This is a genomic window from Halomicrobium sp. HM KBTZ05, assembly GCF_041530035.1.
Taxonomy (GTDB): domain Archaea; phylum Halobacteriota; class Halobacteria; order Halobacteriales; family Haloarculaceae; genus Halomicrobium.
Genome location: NZ_CP168057.1, coordinates 84,196 through 100,701, shown reverse-complemented (window position 1 = coordinate 100,701; position 16,506 = coordinate 84,196). Strand labels below are relative to the sequence as shown.

Below are 16,506 nucleotides of genomic sequence, written 5' to 3'. Positions count from 1 at the left end.
TCGCTTTCGAACAGCGTGTACGATCGGTCGAAATCGGGTCGCTTTTCGCCGTCGCCGCCGTCGGTCCGGACGTGTTCAGCCTGAACGTCCCCGTTCCGGGCGAGGTCGCGCGGCTGGCGAGCGACCTGGCTCGCGAGTGGCCCAGCGCGAGCCCGCGCCCCCGCGGCGAGCACTCGATGGTCGCCAAGCGGCTCGCGACCGACGACCACCCCGCCAGCGTCGTCGAGGCTCGCGCTCGGGAGGTCCTCGCCGACCAGCCCGCCGTCGCGGTCCGCATCACGGGCGTCGACTGGTTCGCCGAGCCGACCTCCGGGACGGCCCCGGTCGTCTACCTCGCCGTCGAGAGTCCGGGGTTGCACGACCTCCACCGCACTCTCTGTGACGCGTTCCACACCGTCCCGCGGGTCGAGGGCGAGGAGTACACGCCACACGTCACCGTCGCGCGTGGCGGCGACCGGGCCAGCGGGCGTCGGCTGCTCGACCGCGACATCGAACCTATCGAGTGGGTCGTCGACGAACTGGCCTTCTACGACGCGGCCCACGCGGTGGAGTCCGGCCGGGTTTCCCTCGGGTGACAACCCTTTTGCCCTGCCCTGCCCTCTCACTCCAGTATGGATTACCGCGAAGTCGAGACCACCCGAGAGTACGTCTGTCGGCTCGAAACCGGGCGTGACTGGCGCGCCCAGATCGAGGACTTCGCCGACGAGCAGGGGATCGACGCGGCCTTCTTCCAGGGGCTCGGTGCCGTCGAGGACGCCGAGATCTACTTCTACGACCAGGAACGCCAGGAGTACGACGCCGTGACCTTCCCGGAACCGCTGGAGGTGGCGGCCTGCGTCGGCAACGTCTCGCTGCTCGACGGGGAGCCGTTCGCCCACACCCACGCCGTCCTCTCGCGACCCGACGGGTCGGCGCTTGCGGGCCACCTCAACAGCGCGACCGTCTTCGCCGGAGAACTCCACGTTCGCGCCTTCGACGCCGAGCTCGTGCGCGAGCACGACGAGACGACGGAGCTGGACCTCTGGGGGCTGTAGATGCGCGAGGTCGACGAACGCTACTTCGACCGCCTGGAATCCCAGCTCGACGACGCCTTCGAGGTGGCCCAGGCGGCCAAGCGACGCGGCGGCGATCCCGTCCCCGAGGTCGAGATCCCGACGGCCCGCGACATGGCCGACCGCGTCGAGAACATCCTCGGGATCGACGGCGTCGCCGAGCGGGTGCGCGAACTCGAAGGCGAGATGAGCAGAGAGGAGGCCGCACTGGAGCTGGTCTCTGACTTCGTGGAGGGCGAGGTCGGGAACTACGACTCCAAGGCCGGCAAGGTCGAGGGAGCCGTTCGAACGGCCGTCGCCCTGCTGACCGAGGGGGTCGTCGCCGCACCGATCGAGGGGATCGACCGCGTCGAGATCCTCGAAAACGACGACGGCACCGAGTTCGTCAACGTCTACTACGCCGGCCCGATCCGCTCGGCCGGCGGGACCGCACAGGCACTCTCGGTCCTCGTGGCCGACTACGCCCGCGCGCTGCTGGGCATCGAGGAGTACAACGCACGCGACGAGGAGGTCAACCGCTACGCCGAGGAGATCGAACTCTACGACAAGGAGACGGGCCTCCAGTACTCGCCAAAGGAGAAAGAGTCGAAGTTCATCGCCGAGCACATGCCGATCATGCTGGACGGCGAGGCGACCGGCGACGAGGAGGTCTCGGGCTTTCGGGACCTCGAACGGGTCGACACCAACTCCGCCCGCGGTGGGATGTGTCTCGTCGCCGCGGAGGGCATCGCGCTGAAGGCCCCGAAGATCCAGCGCTACACCCGCAACCTGGACGAGGTCGACTGGCCGTGGCTACAGGACCTCATCGACGGAACGATCGGCAAAGACGGCGGGGACGACGGCGAGGACGAGGAGGTCGACGACGGGGACGAAGAGAGCGACGGCGAGGACGAGGAGAGCGACGGGGACGACGACGGCCCGCCGCGTGCCGATCCCAGTACGAAGTTCCTCCGTGACCTCATCGCCGGCCGACCCGTCTTCTCACACCCGAGCGAACCCGGCGGCTTTCGCCTCCGCTACGGCCGGGCGCGCAACCACGGCAACGCGACTGCCGGCGTCCACCCCGCGACGATGCACCTGGTCGACGACTTCCTCGCGACCGGCACCCAGATCAAGACCGAACGGCCCGGCAAGGCCGCTGGCGTGGTCCCGGTCGACACCATCGAGGGGCCGACGGTCAAGCTCGCCAACGGGGACGTGCGCCGGATCGACGACCCGGCCGACGCCATCGAGGTCCGCAACGGCGTCGAGAAGGTGCTGGATCTGGGCGAGTACCTCGTCAACTACGGCGAGTTCGTCGAGAACAACCACCCGCTCGTGCCGGCCTCCTACACCGTCGAGTGGTGGCGACAGGAGTTCGACGACGCCGGTGGCGACCTCCAGGCCCTGCAAGACGACGTTCACGTCGACCTGGCCGATCCGACCGCCGAGGAGGCGCTGCGGTGGGCCGAGGCGTACGACGCTCCCCTGCACCCGAAGTATACCTACTGCTGGCACGACGTGACCGTCGACGCCGTCGGCGCGCTGGCGGCCGCCGTCGAAGACGCCGAGAGGGCCGAGACGGACGGCGCAGCCGTAGCAACGCCGTCGCCGGACCGTGATACCGACGGCGACCTCGTTCTCCCGAACCGCGAGCCCGTCGCCCAGACGCTCGAACACCTGCTGGTCGAGCACACCCAGCGCGAGGACACCATCGTCGTCCCCGACTGGGAGCCACTGGTCCGGACGCTTGGCTTCGACGCCGCTCTCGAACGCGAGTGGTCGCTCGACGACCTCTCGGAGGACGCCCGCACGTACGCGGACGGCGACAACGCCATCGAGGCGATCAACGAGATCGCCCCCTTCCGGCTCCGCGAGCGCGCCCCGACCCGGATCGGCAACCGGATGGGCCGCCCCGAGAAATCAGAGGAGCGAGAGCTGTCACCGGCCGTCCACACGCTGTTCCCCATCGACGAAGCCGGCGGCGCTCAGCGCTCGGTCGCCGACGCCACCAAACACGCCGAGGAGATGAACGACCAGCAGGGCCTCGTCGAGGTCGAGGTCGGTCGCCGCCGCTGTCGGGACTGTGGCACCGAGAGCTTCCGGGGCCGCTGTCCGGACTGCAACGGCGTCACCGACGCCGTCTACGTCTGTCCCGACTGCGACTCCGAGGTCGAGCCCGACGAGTCGGGCCGAGCCGAGTGTGCCCACTGCGAGACGATGGCCTACCCCACCCAGTACGAGGCCATCGACCTCGGCGAGGAGTTCCGCGACGCGCTCGCTGCCGTCGGCGAACGCGAGACGGCCTTCGACATCGTCAAAGGCGTCGAGGGGCTGACCTCCAAGGAGAAGATCCCCGAACCGATGGAGAAGGGGATCCTCCGGGCGAAACACGACGTGTCGGCGTTCAAAGACGGCACCGTCCGCTACGACATGACGGACCTGCCGGTCACCGCGGTCCGGGCGTCGGAGCTCGACGTGAGCGTCGACCAGCTCCGCGGGCTGGGCTACGAGGAAGACATCCACGGCGATCCGCTGCGCCACGAGGACCAGCTCGTCGAGCTCAGAGTCCAGGACGTGGTGCTCTCGGATGGCGCGGCCGAGCACATGCTCAAGACCGCCGCGTTCGTCGACGACCTCCTCGAGCAGTACTACGGGCTCGACAGGTTCTACGAACTCGACGACCGCGAGGAGCTCGTCGGCGAACTCGTCTTCGGGATGGCACCCCACACAAGCGCCGCGACGGTCGGGCGCGTCGTCGGCTTCACCTCCGCGGCGGTCGGGTACGCGCATCCGTACTTCCACGCCGCCAAGCGGCGCAACTGCTTTCACCCCGACTCGCGACTCTGGTACGAGGACGAGACCGGCGACTGGCAGTACGGCCCCATCGCCGACCTCGTCGAGGAGCGACTCGACGACCCGCGCGAGGACGACTTCGGGACGCTGGTCGAGGAACTGGACGGCGACGTCACGGTGCCCTCGGTCGACGCCGACGGTCGCCCGTGTCGCAAGCCAGTCGAGGCGGTCTCGAAACACCACGCTCCCGATCACATGGTCCGCATCGAGGTCGGCGACCGCTCGCTGCGGGTGACCCCCGACCACACGATGCTGCGACGGAGCGGTGACGGGATCGAAGAAACACCGGCCAGCGAACTCTCGGCCGGCGACGAACTCCCGGCCTACGACGGCGGCGAGACGACCGTGATGACGGCGAGCGATACCCCACAGCCCTCGGCGGGAGCCGACGACGGCGTTCCGTTCGACGAAGTGGCGTCGGTCGAGTACGTCGAGAGCGACACGAACCACGTCTACTGTCTCACCGTCGCCGACACCCACACGGTCGCCCTCGACGGCATCTACTCTGGCCAGTGCGACGGCGACGAGGACTGCGTGATGCTGCTGATGGACGGCCTGTTGAACTTCTCGAAGACGTTCCTGCCGAACCAGCGCGGTGGCCGGATGGACGCACCGCTCGTGATGTCCTCGCGGATCGACCCCAGCGAGATCGACGACGAGGCCCACAACATCGACATCATGCGGGAGTACCCACGGGAGTTCTACGAGGCCACCCGCGAGATGGCCGACCCCGGCGAGGTCGAGGAGATCATGACCATCGCCGAGGAGACGCTGGGCACCGACCACGAGTACACCGGCTTCGACCACACCCACGACACCTCCGACATCGCGCTCGGCCCGGACCTGTCGGCGTACAAGACCCTGGGGTCGATGACCGACAAGATGGACGCCCAGCTGGACCTCTCGCGGACGCTGCGGGCCGTCGACGAGACGGACGTGGCAGAGCGGATCATCGAGTACCACTTCCTGCCGGACCTGATCGGCAACCTCCGGGCCTTCTCCCGCCAGGAAGTCCGCTGTCTCGACTGCGGCGAGAAGTACCGCCGGATGCCCCTCACCGGCGACTGCCGGGAGTGTGGCGGCCGCGTCAACCTCACGGTCCACGAGGGGTCGGTCAACAAGTACATCGACACGGCGACGATGGTCGCCGAGGAGTTCGACTGCCGGGAGTACACCAAACAACGCCTCGAAATCCTCGACAAGTCGATCAAGCGCGTGTTCGAGAACGACAAGAACAAACAGTCAGGTATTGCCGACTTCATGTGAGACCACCTTTTTACGCGGCGGGTGCGCTCGTTCTCCCAAACGTCTTGATCGTCCGTTTCTAACGTTTCTCTGAGCAGGTCTGCGAGTTCCATGATCAGTTCTCGCTACGGCCTGCTCGTTCCTCAATCCCTCAACTAGACAGTGCCGATTCTTTCGTTGCGTCACTCAGCCGACAGCAGGACGCTCTCACGTGGGCGACACCTGTTCAGACACGAGATCCCTGACCGACGGCTTGATTGAGGTGACTGGGTGGATTCCGAAGCGACCGCTGACAATTCATGTAGGTCCGACGACGATCCTTCTGGGGAGTATCAGAAAGACAGTTGGTTCAGCCAACTGAAAACTGAACAGTGATCAGATTGGCCAGAGCCAGTCGTACGCTGGTGCAACCTGCCTGAGTTACGCTATCGCCGTTACGCAATCCGATCTTGAGCAGCGGTACGGTGGCGAATGACACCAATCGGAAGCACTCGCCGGTTCGATAATAATGACAACTAATACATGTTTCGGGCGGTTTCGCAGAGTATGAGCGACAGTGACGGGAAAGCGATGTGGTTATTCACGCTTGCGCTCGGCGGCGCGCTCAGCGTGGCGGTTACCGATCAGTTCGTATTGGGTCGGTTCGGCGAGATGGCAGTCGCTGCAGCGACGATGTTAGTGGTCTATTACGTCGTGCTGTTCGTGTATCGCCAGGTGGAGGAGCTTAACAGCGAGGAGACAGCGTGATGCCCATCCAGGCTACCGCGTCTTTCAACAGCAGTCGACCTAAGCCACAAGTAGAGAGTATCATAGAAGAGTTCATAGGGATTGCTAAACCAGCTCAAACAAATCCAAACCGTCGTACACTTGTCGCACGCTGTTCTAAGATTGCTGTAGCTATGGCGGAAGAGAAGTTCGGCGTCGCTGTTGACGAGGAAATCGTACGAGGAGTGGACGAATGGGTGGCTGAGTGTGACAATCTCGGAGCTAGCCGCTCCGAGACCGTCGAAACCATCCTCACAGCGTTCGTTCAATCCGAGACGAACCACGTCGAACGGGTGAGAAAACTCATTATTCGAAAACAGAAAAGTTCTTTCGCGGTCAATTCGCACACCTACTGAACGGTTGTTTCTGGCCATAAAAAATCGAAAGAACAGCGATTCAACAGCACAGCTCTCGTCGGCCTCGTCACCCCCTTCTCGACTCTCACTCCGCTTTCGAGAACACCAGTACCTGTGGTCGGAGCCGAAGGCCGGCGAGGCCGTCGGTCGTGTGGCTGTGGTCCTCGCTGGGGTCGGTGGACCGGCACACGAGCCGGTCGGCCAGCGCCGGGGGCATCCGGCCGTCCGAGTCGATGGCTGCTGGAAGCTCACGGTCGTGCTCGTCGGTGAACCGCCAGACCGTCTCCGTGGGACGGGGCGCGGAGTGAACTTCCTGTCTCGACCCCACCGTTTAACCCCGAGACGCTGGAAGGACTGGCCACATGACCGACATCGCACTCTCGCTGGGGGGTATCGCGCTCGCGCTCTTTCTGGTCCTGCTGAACGGCTTCTTCGTCGCCTCGGAGTTCGCCTTCGTCCGGATCAGGGCGACCTCCGTCGAACAGCTCGTCGAAGAGGGGGCGGCCGGTGCCGGCGTGCTGGACGACGTGATGGACCACCTCGACGACTACCTCGCGACGACGCAACTGGGGATCACGGTCGCCTCGCTGGGGCTGGGGTGGGTCGGTGAGCCCGCCATCGCCGACCTGCTGGAGCCGGTGCTGGCTCCGATTCTGCCACCGAGCCTGCTCCACGCCGTCGCCTTCGCCGTCGGATTCACCGTCATCACCTTCCTCCACGTGGTCTTTGGCGAACTCGCACCGAAGACGCTGGCCATCGCTGACGCTGAGAAGATCTCGCTGCTGGTCGCCGCGCCGATGAAGTTCTTCTTCTATCTCTTCTATCCGGGCATCGTCGTGTTCAACGGGACGGCGAACTACTTCACGCAGCTGATCGGCGTCGAACCGGCCTCCGAGAGCGAGGAGACGCTCGAAGAGGAGGAGATCCTGCGGGTGTTGAACCGGTCGGGGCAGGCCGGCCACGTCGACGCGAGCGAAGTCGAGATGATCCAGCGCGTCTTCGAGTTCGACGACCGGTCCGTTCGCGAGGTGATGGTCCCGCGGCCGGACGTGATCAGCGTCCCCGCCGCCATGCCGGTCGCCGAACTCCGGTCGGTCGTCCTCGACGCGGGCCACACGCGCTACCCCGTCGTGGACGAGGACGACGATGTCGTCGGCTTCGTCGACGCCAAGGACGTGTTGCGGGTCATCGAGACCGGCGACGAGTCCTCGGCGACGGCGGGCGACATCGCACGGGACCTCCCGCTCGTCCCCGAGTCGACCCGGATCGACGAGCTCCTCGGGGAGTTCCAGGACCAGCAGCGCCAGATGGCCGTCGTCATCGACGAGTGGGGCGCGTTCGAGGGCATCGCGACGGTCGAAGACGTACTGGAAACGCTCGTCGGGGACATTCAGGACAACTTCGACACCGACGAGCGCGAACTCTCGATCGAGCACCGCGACGACGGCTCCTACCGCGTCGGCGGCTCGGTCCCCCTCTCGGCAGTCAACCAGGAGCTTGACAGCGACTTCCAGAGCGACGCCTTCGAGACGATCGGCGGGCTCGTCCTGGACCGCCTCGGTCGCGCACCGGAGGCCGACGACGAGATCGAGGCCGACGGCTACCGGATCTCCGTCCTGCGTGTCGACGGGGCACGGATCGCTGCCGTCGAGCTGTGGCCGTCTCAGTCGGCCGAGTAGCGCCCCACGTTCGGCCAGACGGACCCCTACTGGTGGGCGCGACCGGCGTCGAGTCGATACCGGGTCGTCTGCTGGCCCTCGAACTGGGGGCCGGCCCCCTCGTTCTCGAAGCCGGCGTCTTCGATGGCGGTGCGTGCCGCGTCCTCGTCGGCCGGGAGGAGGACCTCGACGCCCATCTCCTCGCGCCGGGCGAAGCTGACCGGCTCTTCGATCAGTCGCGCACACGCGCTCTCGCTCCCGCCGATCTGTGTCACGTGAACGGTGCTGTCCCGGGCGTCGAAGCTGACGAACCCGGCGACTGTCGTCTCCTCGTCCCCGTCGGCCGGTGTCTCCGCGATCCGCACCGTCCGGTCGTGGACGAGGTTCCGCATCACGTCCGGCGGGCTCCCCGATAGTTCGGCCATGCGCTCGGCGTCGGCCTCGACGGCGTCCCGGATCTCCATACCGGAGTGTCGGCGCGAACGCAAATAAACGGTGTGCCGCGCCAGATGAACACAGTTATCCCCGACCATGGGCTACGGGTCGGGTAATGAGTCACGTACGCACGATCAGGGTGGTAGCATGCGCGTAGTCGCCAAGTTCGGTGGGACGAGCCTTGGCAACGGCGAGCGGATCAACCGGGCCGCAGACTCGATCGCGTCGGCCATCGAGAACGGTCACGAGGTCGCCGTCGTCGCCAGCGCGATGGGGAACACGACCGACGAACTCCTCGAAGAGATCGAGTACGACGCCGAGCCCGAGGACCGCGCACAGATCGTCAGCATGGGCGAGCGCACCTCCGTCCGGATGCTCAAGGGCGCGCTCGCGGCCCGCGGCGTCGACGCGATGTTCCTCGAACCGGGGAGCGAGCACTGGCCGATCATCACCGACGAGTACGGCGAGGTCGACGTCGAGGAGACGACCAAGCGGGCTCACGCGCTGGCCGGCCAGCTGGAGGACGTGGTGCCGGTCGTCACGGGCTTTCTCGCACAGGATCTCGCGGGCAACGTCACCACCCTGGGGCGGGGCGGCTCGGACACCTCCGCGGTGATGCTGGGCAAGTACATGGACGCCGACGAGGTCGTCATCGTCACCGACGTGGAAGGCGTCATGACGGGCGACCCCCGCGTCGTCGAAGGGGCGCGCAACGTCGGCGAGATCTCCGTCGACGAACTCCGTTCGCTCTCCTTCCGCGGGGCCGAGGTCGTCGCGCCCTCGGCGCTGTCGTACAAGGACCGCGATCTGGGCGTCCGGGTCGTCCACTACCAGCACGGCGACCTGCTGACCGGCGGCACCTCGATCGAAGGCGAGTTCCAGAACCTCATCGACCTCCAGGAAGAGCGTCTCTGCTGTGTCACCGTCGCCGGTCGCGCGATCCGAAACAGTCCGGGCATCCTCGGCGAGCTCTCGACGGCGCTGGGCGACGAGGGGATCAACATCGACGGCGTCTCCTCCGGGATGGACTCGATCACCTTCTACGTCGACACCGACCACGCCGACGACGCGGAGGCACTCTTGCACGATCACGTCGTCGACGACGACACCCTCTCCAGTGTCACCGTCGAGGACGACATCGCCGTCGTCCGGGTCACGGGCGGTGAGTTGCCCAACCAGCCGGGCATCGTCAAGCGCGTCATCGACCCGCTCTCGGACGCCCACATCAACCTCTACGACGTGATCACCTCGGCCACCTCGGTGTCCGTGTTCGTCCCGTGGTCGGACCGGGAACAGGCCCTCTCGCTCGTTCAGGACGTGTTCTGACGCCGTCAGCTGTCTCTGGATCTTCGACTTATCGCCCCTGTGTCAGCCGGAACCCGATCTGTCGCGGGAGCCCGGCGTCCTCGACTGCCTGGATGACCGCGTCCGTGTCGTAGTCGACGCGTCGCTCCTCGACGGTCCCCTCGGCCACGTCGAGGACGGCGTAGGCCGCCGTCGGGTCGTCGTCCCGTGGCTGGCCGACGCTCCCGGGGTTCAGGACGATCCCCTCGTCGTACCGTTCGTGGTGTTGCACGTGAGTGTGGCCCATGATCAGCGCGTCCTCGTCTCCCAGCAGGTCCGGTCCGAACTCTCCTGGCCGGGTGTAGTGGTCGGGGTCGTCCGGGTGGCCGTGGACGATCTTCACTCGCCCGTCGAGCACGTGGCGCTCCGTCGGCAAGTCGTCGAGCCACGCCAGCTGGTCGTCGGTCAGCTGGTCGCGGGCGTGGTCGACGGCGGCCGCCGCCATGTGGTTGAAGTGTGGGGCGTGGTCCGTCGCGACGGCCCGGTCGTGGTTGCCCTGCACCGTCGGGACCGTTCCGTCGAGCAACGCGGCGTCGCTGTCCGCGATCGGCCCGCTCTCTGGCGCTGCGATCGCGTCGACACACGCCGCGTGCCACGGATTGTACCCCACCACGTCCCCGGCACACACCAGTCCGTCGACGCCGGGCATGTCCGCGAGGACGGCCCGTAACGCGACCTCGTTTCCGTGAACGTCTGACAGAACGCCGAGCTTCATTGCCACTCTCTACGACGGTCAGAACTTAGTTCCCACTGACTTGTTTCACGAGCTGGACGTGCGGAACCCTCGTTTGCCTGTCGCTCGCCGGGGTCATCCAGACTGTGCGCGAGACCGGCCTACGTCCCGTGCTGCCAGGAGTCCATGTACTCGGCCTGGCTCTCGGTCAGCGAGTCGAACTCGACGCCTTCCGCGTCGAGTTTGATCTCCGCGACCTCCTCGTCCAGTTCGTCGGGTACGTCGTGGACGCCGGCCGCGTACTCTTCGCCGCGCTCGACGAGTTCCCGGACACAGACGGCCTGGATGCCGAACGACTGGTCCATCACTTCGACGGGGTGGCCCAGCGCGATCGGGGTCGCGAGGTTGACGAGCCGCCCCTCTGCGAGGACGTTCAGTCGGCGACCGTCGGCCATCTCGTAGGCCCGGACGCCGTCGCGGGCCTCGTACGTGTCGACGGCAAGCTCCGAGAGCGCGTCGAGGTCGACTTCCACGTCGAAGTGGCCGGCGTTGGCCAGCAGGACGCCGTCCTGCATCGCTTCGAAGTGTTCCTCGACGATCACGTCTCGGTTGCCCGTCGTCGTGATGAACACGTCGCCCGCTTCGGCGGCGTCGGCCATCGGCATCACGTCGTAGCCTTCCATGTGGGCCTCTAGTGCGCGGCGAGGCTCGACTTCCGTGACGATCACGTCCGCGTTCTGGCCGCTTGCCTTCTTCGCGACGCCTTTCCCGCAGTTCCCGTAGCCGGCGACGACGACGGTCTTGCCGGCCCACGAGAGGTTCGTCGTCATGGCGATCGAGGCCAGCGAGGACTCGCCGGTGCCGTGGACGTTGTCGAACAGTCGCTTCATCGGCGTGTCGTTGACGGCGAAGACGGGGTACTCCAGCGCGCCGTCGTCGTCCATGGCTCGCAGGCGGTGGACGCCGGTCGTCGTCTCCTCTGCGCCGCCGACGATCGTGTCGATCAGCTCCGGATAGTCCTCGTGGATCGCCGCCACGAGGTCCATCCCGTCGTCGACGGTGATCGTCGGTTCGTGGTCGATGACGGCCTCGATGGCGGCGTAGTACTCCTCGTCGTCGACGCCGCGCTCGGCGTAGCAGGTGACACCGTCGACGGCGTCCAGCGCGGCGGAGACGTCGTCGTGGGTCGACAGCGGATTACAGCCGGTCATCGCGACCTCGGCCCCACCGGCGGCCAGCACTTCGGCCAGGACGGCGGTCTTGGCTTCGACGTGCATCGCCATGCCGATGCGCTCGCCCGCGAAGGGCTGGTCGGCCTCGAAGGACTCCCGGAGCGACGCCATGATCGGCATGTGCTGGATGGCCCAGTCCATCTTGCGGCGGCCCTCCTCGCGGGCCGTGGCCGGGTCGTCGAGTCGCGCGGTAATGGGATCAGTCATACCCCAGATAAAGAGCAGGCCGCTGAAAACGCTACCGAACCCGGATCAGTTGCCGCCCGCGTTGGCGTGGTCGGGCGGACCGCCGTCGTCGGTCTCCGTCTCGTCTTCTGGCGCTTCGTCGGTCTCTCGTTCCTCGTCTTCGCTCTCGGCTTCTCCTCCGTCGTCCTCGTCTTCTGGCGCTTCGGTTTCCGTTTCGTCGTCCGCTTCGTCGTCTTTGTCGGGACCAGCGTGTTCGGGCGGACCGCGCTCGTCGTCGGTCTCGTTCTCGCTGTCGGGACCGGCGTGTGCGGGCGGGCCACGCTCGTCTTCGTCGGTTCCGTTCTCGAATGCCGTCTCGTTCTCGTCTTCGGTCTCGTTCTCACGGTCGGGGCCGGCGTGTGCGGGCGGACCCGCGTGGGCTGGTGCGTTCCCAGGATTGTTCGCCTGGACGAAGGCGGCGACCTGCGGGCCGATGTGGCGTCGGTCACCGTCCAGCAGCGACTGGACGTAGGCAGACACCTGCTGGCCGAAGGCGCTCGTCCGGTTCTCGCCGAGGTACTCCTCGCCGAGCAGGTCGGCCGTCGTCGTGGCCGTCCGGTTGTCCGCGGTCGCGGTGACCGAGATGGTCTCGTTGACCTCGGGCGAGTCCAGCTCGACCTCGCCGTCGTCGTCGGTCGTGTACGACCCGATCCCTTCGTAGGAACTCCCGTCTTCGCCACCCACGTCGACGGTGGCGTTCTCGACGGCGCTGTCGTTTTCCGTGACGCTGATCGTCACGTCGTCGTCCTGTGCGACGCTGACCGACAGCGCCGCGTTCCCGGCCCCGTCGTCGGCCGCCGCGACGCCGGGACCGACTGCGGCCCCGACCAGCGTGACGGCCATCACCAGTGCGAATAGTTCGGTGCGCATCGTACCAGAGACGTGTCCCAACACCGGCATAAACCCCGAATCTGGTTCAGTCAGTTCGGCGACGTTCGAGACTAACCCAGATGGCGCGAGAACGTTTAGAAACGCCTCTCGTCGTTTAACTCTGCCCGGCGGCCGCCGCTACTCTGTCGCGCGCTCGACCAGTGCCGTCGCGTGCTCGCTCGCCCGCTGGACGACGGCCGCCTCGTCGAACGGTTGCACGTCCCGATCGCGCATGAGGACCGTCCCGTCACAGACGGTGTGGCGCACGTCGCTCGCGCTGGCGGCGTAGACGAGGTGGCTCACGAGGTCGTGGGCCGGCGTCAGGTGGGGTTGGTCGAGGTCGACCACGGCGAGGTCGGCGTTCGCGCCCGCTTCGATCCGCCCGCTGTCGAACCCGAGCAGTTCTGCCCCGCCGGCCGTGGCGATCTCGACGACGCTCGCCGCCGCCATCGCGCTCGCGTCCTCGGCGGCGAGCTTGCCGATCATCGCGGCGTCGCGCATCTCGTCGAACATCGAGAGGTCGTTGTTCGAGGCCGCCCCGTCCGTCCCCAGGCCGACGGTGACGCCGGCATCGAGCAGGTCCTGGACGGGTGCCATCCCGCTCGCGAGCTTCATGTTCGAGGCCGGGCAGTGGGCGACGCCGGTGTCGGTGTCGGCCAGCAACTCGATCTCTCGCTCGTCGACGTGGACGCCGTGGGCGATCCAGGTGTCCGGGCCCAGCACCCCGAGGTCGTCGGCGTACTCCAGTGGCCGCTTGCCGTGCTCGTCGACGATCGGGCCGACCTCGTCGCTCGTCTCGTTGGCGTGCAGGTGGATCGGCCGGTCGGCGTCGTTCGCCGCGGGGACGAACTCCCGGAGGAACTCCTCCCCGACGGTCGTCAGCGAGTGGGGCTGGAACGTCGTCCGGATGCGCCCGTCGGCCGCGCCGTCGAGGCGCTCGGCCACGTCGAGGCTCTGCTGTGTGTCTTCGCGTGCGGCCTCCTCGTCCTTGCCGACGGTGACTGCAGTGTGGCCCAGCACCGCCCGCAGGCCGGACTGCTCGACGGCCCCGGCGATCTCGTCGACGTGGAAGTACATGTCCGAGAGCGCCGTCGTTCCGGACTTGATCATCTCGACCAGGCCGAGCTCGGCACCGGCCCGCACGTCGTCGGCCGTCAGTTCGGCCTCGACGGGCCAGATGTCCTCCTGGAGCCACGCATCGAGGGGCTTGTCGTCGGCGTACCCCCGCAACAGCGTCATCGCCACGTGCGTGTGTGCGTTGACCAGCCCCGGCACGACGAGGCCGCCGCTGGCGTCCAGTTCGTCGTCGCCGGCGAGCGCGCCGGGCTCGTCGACGGCCGCGATGTCGCCACTCGACTGATCGATCAGTACGTCCGCGCGTTCGACGGTCAGGTCCGGTCGGAGGACCCGTCCGCCGGAGACGAGGAGTTCGCTCACGCCCGACGGTTCTGTCCGGGGGTGCCTGAATCCACCGCCTTCCTCGTACTGCTGTCTCTGCGGACGGTCCCCACGGCCGGGGTGCGAATTCCGGCGGACAGCGACGGCCGCTCACGACTCGGGAAGGGAAAAGCAATTGCGGCGGGCCGTCGAGGTGTCGGTATGCGCATCGCCGTCCCCAACAAGGGCCGCCTGCACGATCCGTCGGTCGACCTGCTGGAACGGGCGGGGCTCCACGTCGTCGACGGAGCCGACCGCCAGCTGTACGCCGAGACGGTCGATCCCGACGTGACGATCCTCTACGCCCGCGCCGCAGACATCCCGGAGTACGTCGCCGACGGCGCGGCCGACGTGGGGATCACCGGACTCGACCAGGTCCGGGAGGCCGATCCCGGCAACCTCACCGAACTGCTCGATCTGGACTTCGGCTCGTGTCGGCTGGTGCTGGCCGCGCCCGAAGACGACGCCGTCGAGACGGTCTACGACTTCGAGGGCGGCCGCGTCGCCACGGAGTTCCCCAACGTCACGCGCCGGTACTTCGAGGAGATGGACGTGGACGTTTCGATCACCGAGGTCTCGGGCGCGACCGAGCTCACGCCCCACGTCGACATCGCGGACGGCATCGTCGACATCACCTCGACGGGGACGACCCTGCGGATGAACCGCCTGGCGGTCGTCGACGAAGTGCTCGACTCCTCGGTCCGCCTGTTCGCCCGCGAGGAGGTCGTCGGCGACGAGAAGGTCGGGCAGGTCGCGACCGCGCTGGAGTCGGTCATCTCAGCGGAGGGCAAGCGCTACCTCATGATGAACGCGCCCGAGGACGCGCTGGACGACGTGAAGGACGTCCTGCCCGGCATGGGCGGCCCGACGGTGATGGACATCGCCGGCAGCGACGACGTGGCCGTCCACGCCGTCGTCGACGACGCCGACGTGTTCGAGACGATCACCGCGCTCAAGGACGTGGGTGCCAGCGACGTGCTGGTCACCGAGATCGAACGGCTCGTCGAGTAATCTCGTCTCGGTGGTCGCTGGCGAGGGGGCGTGATTGCGACCGACGCGAGGGCTTTCGGTGTCCTGACGAACGAAGTGAGGGCGTGAAAGACGAGTGCAACGAGTCTTTCAGTGTCTGTCCCTGGTCGGCTGTTGCTCCTCAGAACCCTACTCCCACCACTCGCTCCTGCGCTCGCCGTAGTCGGCGTCCTGGAACACCGCGGCGCGTTCGCCACTTTCCAGCCCGAACGCCGACCCCAGCCAGTAGCCGGTGTGCCAGCCGACGGCGTCCTCGCCGACGGGGCCGATACAGACGACCATCCGGGTGTACAGCTCCGCGCGCTCGTCGGTGTCGAGGTTCCGGACCGAGCGGAGAGCGCCCGATCCGTCGGTGACCGTACAGCCCCGCTCGCTGTCGTTGGTGACGACGACCTCGGCGAACTCCGGTTCGTCGCTCACGACGACGCTGACGTTCTCCGGCACGGTGCCGTCGGCCCCGGCGTCGTAGTACTCGACCGCGTGGCGGACCTGCTCGCGGACCACCGCCGGGTCCCCGTCGATCGTGTCTGGCTCGACCGCGACGTGGAGGGTGTCGCCGTACCACGGGAACGGCCGGTCGGTGGCGTCGCGGATGTCGCCCTCGTAGCGCTGTGCCATCAGGTCTAGGGGCTCGTCGCTGTGGTTCAGGCCGACGAGGTGGCCGAACTCGTGGCGCGTCGTCGCCAGGACCCCCGCGTTCGAGCCCTGGCTCTCGACGGCGGCGACTTCGAGGTCTCTGGCTCTCGTCTCCTCGTGGAGGTACGCCGCACAGCCCGCGACGTTGGTCTCCTGCTCGTCACAGCGATCGACCGACTCTCTGAACTGGACCTCGACGCGGGCGTCGTCGGGGTCCTCGGCCAGCACGAAGCGGTACTCGAAGTCGGTGTAGCGCTCGATGTTGGCGTTCCAGTAGTCGATCGTCCGGAGCGTGAGCGCGGTGGTGTTGCGCCCGTCGTCGGCGCTGTCGTTGATCCGGACCGGGACGATCTCCTGGCCCCAGGGGTTGTCCGACGAGAGCGTGTCGTCCGGCGTTTGCGTGGCCGTCTCTGTCGGTGATGGAGTGGCCGTCTCTGTCGGTGATGGAGTGGGCGTCGGCGTGGGTGTCTCGGTTGCGGTCGGCGTCGGCGTGGCCGTCTCTGTCGCGGTCGGTGTGGCCGTCGGCGTCGCGGTCTGGGACTCGACGGCCGTCGGCGTGGCCGTCTCGCTCACCGTCGGCGTGGCGTCCTCTGAGACCAGCAGCCCGCTACAGCCTGCGAGGGTGACGAGGACGACGAGACCGAGTAGCGTCCCGTTCCGGGGAGCTACCGACCAGCGTGAGCGAGACATCTACCCACTCTTCGGTGGTTCGAC

15 protein-coding genes and 1 pseudogene are annotated in these 16,506 nt (G+C 67.2%); 8 read left to right on the top strand and 8 right to left on the bottom strand.

Annotated features, from left to right (window positions below; genetic code table 11):
• Positions 1-71 precede the first annotated feature (71 nt).
• Genes ACAH01_RS00545 through ACAH01_RS00535 form a run of 3 tightly spaced genes read left to right on the top strand, consistent with a single transcriptional unit; the run spans position 72 to position 5,153 of the window.
• Positions 72-575: a 2'-5' RNA ligase family protein gene (locus ACAH01_RS00545; protein ID WP_372479890.1), complete on the top strand. Its 504-nt coding sequence runs from the start codon at positions 72-74 to the stop codon at positions 573-575.
• 36 nt (positions 576-611) lie between these two features.
• Positions 612-1,034: a PPC domain-containing DNA-binding protein gene (locus tag ACAH01_RS00540; RefSeq protein WP_170093103.1), complete on the top strand. Its 423-nt coding sequence runs from the start codon at positions 612-614 to the stop codon at positions 1,032-1,034.
• On the top strand, positions 1,035-5,153 hold the full coding sequence (locus ACAH01_RS00535) for a DNA-directed DNA polymerase II large subunit (RefSeq protein ID WP_372479889.1): 4,119 nt from the start codon (positions 1,035-1,037) through the stop codon (positions 5,151-5,153). It abuts the gene before it with no gap.
• A 20-nt stretch (positions 5,154-5,173) separates the two neighbouring features.
• On the opposite strand, the pseudogene ACAH01_RS00530 reads toward ACAH01_RS00535, so the two are convergent.
• Positions 5,174-5,245, bottom strand: a pseudogene (locus ACAH01_RS00530) (IS6 family transposase); the annotation flags it as partial.
• 433 nt (positions 5,246-5,678) lie between these two features.
• Between ACAH01_RS00530 and ACAH01_RS00525 the strand changes: the two are divergent.
• A complete protein-coding gene (locus ACAH01_RS00525; protein WP_372479888.1) occupies positions 5,679-5,879 on the top strand; it encodes a hypothetical protein in 201 nt (66 codons plus the stop codon).
• 152 nt (positions 5,880-6,031) lie between these two features.
• On the top strand, positions 6,032-6,253 hold the full coding sequence (locus ACAH01_RS00520; RefSeq protein WP_372479887.1) for a hypothetical protein: 222 nt from the start codon (positions 6,032-6,034) through the stop codon (positions 6,251-6,253).
• Between the two features lie 85 nt (positions 6,254-6,338).
• Here the strand turns inward: ACAH01_RS00520 and ACAH01_RS00515 are convergent, their stop codons facing one another.
• A complete protein-coding gene (locus ACAH01_RS00515; RefSeq protein ID WP_372479886.1) occupies positions 6,339-6,581 on the bottom strand; it encodes a hypothetical protein in 243 nt (80 codons plus the stop codon).
• Between the two features lie 34 nt (positions 6,582-6,615).
• Here ACAH01_RS00515 and ACAH01_RS00510 point away from each other — a divergent pair, with 34 nt between their 5' ends.
• On the top strand, positions 6,616-7,932 hold the full coding sequence (locus tag ACAH01_RS00510) for a hemolysin family protein (RefSeq protein ID WP_170093107.1): 1,317 nt from the start codon (positions 6,616-6,618) through the stop codon (positions 7,930-7,932).
• Between the two features lie 26 nt (positions 7,933-7,958).
• Here the strand turns inward: ACAH01_RS00510 and ACAH01_RS00505 are convergent, their stop codons facing one another.
• Positions 7,959-8,375 carry a hypothetical protein gene (locus ACAH01_RS00505; RefSeq protein WP_372479885.1) on the bottom strand — a complete coding sequence of 139 codons (417 nt, stop codon included), beginning with the start codon at positions 8,373-8,375 and terminating at the stop codon, positions 7,959-7,961.
• A 118-nt stretch (positions 8,376-8,493) separates the two neighbouring features.
• Here ACAH01_RS00505 and ACAH01_RS00500 point away from each other — a divergent pair, with 118 nt between their 5' ends.
• Positions 8,494-9,672 (top strand): aspartate kinase, encoded by a 1,179-nt coding sequence (locus ACAH01_RS00500; RefSeq protein WP_170093109.1) that lies wholly within the window; start codon positions 8,494-8,496, stop codon positions 9,670-9,672.
• Between the two features lie 28 nt (positions 9,673-9,700).
• Here the strand turns inward: ACAH01_RS00500 and ACAH01_RS00495 are convergent, their stop codons facing one another.
• The 4 genes from ACAH01_RS00495 to ACAH01_RS00480 form a co-directional block, all read right to left on the bottom strand.
• Positions 9,701-10,405 carry a metallophosphoesterase gene (locus ACAH01_RS00495; RefSeq protein WP_208627560.1) on the bottom strand — a complete coding sequence of 235 codons (705 nt, stop codon included), beginning with the start codon at positions 10,403-10,405 and terminating at the stop codon, positions 9,701-9,703.
• A 119-nt stretch (positions 10,406-10,524) separates the two neighbouring features.
• Positions 10,525-11,802, bottom strand: a complete 1,278-nt coding sequence (locus ACAH01_RS00490) for an adenosylhomocysteinase (protein WP_372479884.1) — start codon at positions 11,800-11,802, stop codon at positions 10,525-10,527.
• 45 nt (positions 11,803-11,847) lie between these two features.
• Entirely contained in the window at positions 11,848-12,690 is an 843-nt protein-coding gene (locus tag ACAH01_RS00485) for a hypothetical protein (RefSeq protein WP_372479883.1), read from the bottom strand.
• A gap of 138 nt (positions 12,691-12,828) precedes the next feature.
• Positions 12,829-14,127, bottom strand: coding sequence for an amidohydrolase (locus tag ACAH01_RS00480; RefSeq protein ID WP_372479882.1), 1,299 nt, complete (start codon positions 14,125-14,127; stop codon positions 12,829-12,831).
• 162 nt (positions 14,128-14,289) lie between these two features.
• Here ACAH01_RS00480 and hisG point away from each other — a divergent pair, with 162 nt between their 5' ends.
• Positions 14,290-15,138, top strand: a complete 849-nt coding sequence (gene hisG, locus ACAH01_RS00475) for an ATP phosphoribosyltransferase (protein WP_170093114.1) — start codon at positions 14,290-14,292, stop codon at positions 15,136-15,138.
• A 147-nt stretch (positions 15,139-15,285) separates the two neighbouring features.
• Here hisG and ACAH01_RS00470 read toward each other — a convergent pair whose 3' ends face one another.
• A complete protein-coding gene (locus ACAH01_RS00470; protein WP_372479881.1) occupies positions 15,286-16,482 on the bottom strand; it encodes a matrixin family metalloprotease in 1,197 nt (398 codons plus the stop codon).
• Between the last annotated feature and the right edge of the window lie 24 nt (positions 16,483-16,506).

Excerpts from the sequence above, each read along its gene's own strand:
- ACAH01_RS00490 (WP_372479884.1), bottom strand. The coding sequence starts at position 11,802 with ATGACTGATCCCATTACCGCGCGACTCGACGACCCGGCCACGGCCCGC.
- ACAH01_RS00500 (WP_170093109.1), top strand. The coding sequence starts at position 8,494 with ATGCGCGTAGTCGCCAAGTTCGGTGGGACGAGCCTTGGCAACGGCGAG.
- ACAH01_RS00535 (WP_372479889.1), top strand. The coding sequence starts at position 1,035 with ATGCGCGAGGTCGACGAACGCTACTTCGACCGCCTGGAATCCCAGCTC.
- ACAH01_RS00505 (WP_372479885.1), bottom strand. The coding sequence starts at position 8,375 with ATGGAGATCCGGGACGCCGTCGAGGCCGACGCCGAGCGCATGGCCGAA.
- ACAH01_RS00495 (WP_208627560.1), bottom strand. The coding sequence starts at position 10,405 with ATGAAGCTCGGCGTTCTGTCAGACGTTCACGGAAACGAGGTCGCGTTA.
- ACAH01_RS00510 (WP_170093107.1), top strand. The coding sequence starts at position 6,616 with ATGACCGACATCGCACTCTCGCTGGGGGGTATCGCGCTCGCGCTCTTT.
- ACAH01_RS00540 (WP_170093103.1), top strand. The coding sequence starts at position 612 with ATGGATTACCGCGAAGTCGAGACCACCCGAGAGTACGTCTGTCGGCTC.
- ACAH01_RS00520 (WP_372479887.1), top strand. The coding sequence starts at position 6,032 with ATGGCGGAAGAGAAGTTCGGCGTCGCTGTTGACGAGGAAATCGTACGA.
- hisG (WP_170093114.1), top strand. The coding sequence starts at position 14,290 with ATGCGCATCGCCGTCCCCAACAAGGGCCGCCTGCACGATCCGTCGGTC.
- ACAH01_RS00525 (WP_372479888.1), top strand. The coding sequence starts at position 5,679 with ATGAGCGACAGTGACGGGAAAGCGATGTGGTTATTCACGCTTGCGCTC.
- ACAH01_RS00485 (WP_372479883.1), bottom strand. The coding sequence starts at position 12,690 with ATGCGCACCGAACTATTCGCACTGGTGATGGCCGTCACGCTGGTCGGG.
- ACAH01_RS00470 (WP_372479881.1), bottom strand. The coding sequence starts at position 16,482 with ATGTCTCGCTCACGCTGGTCGGTAGCTCCCCGGAACGGGACGCTACTC.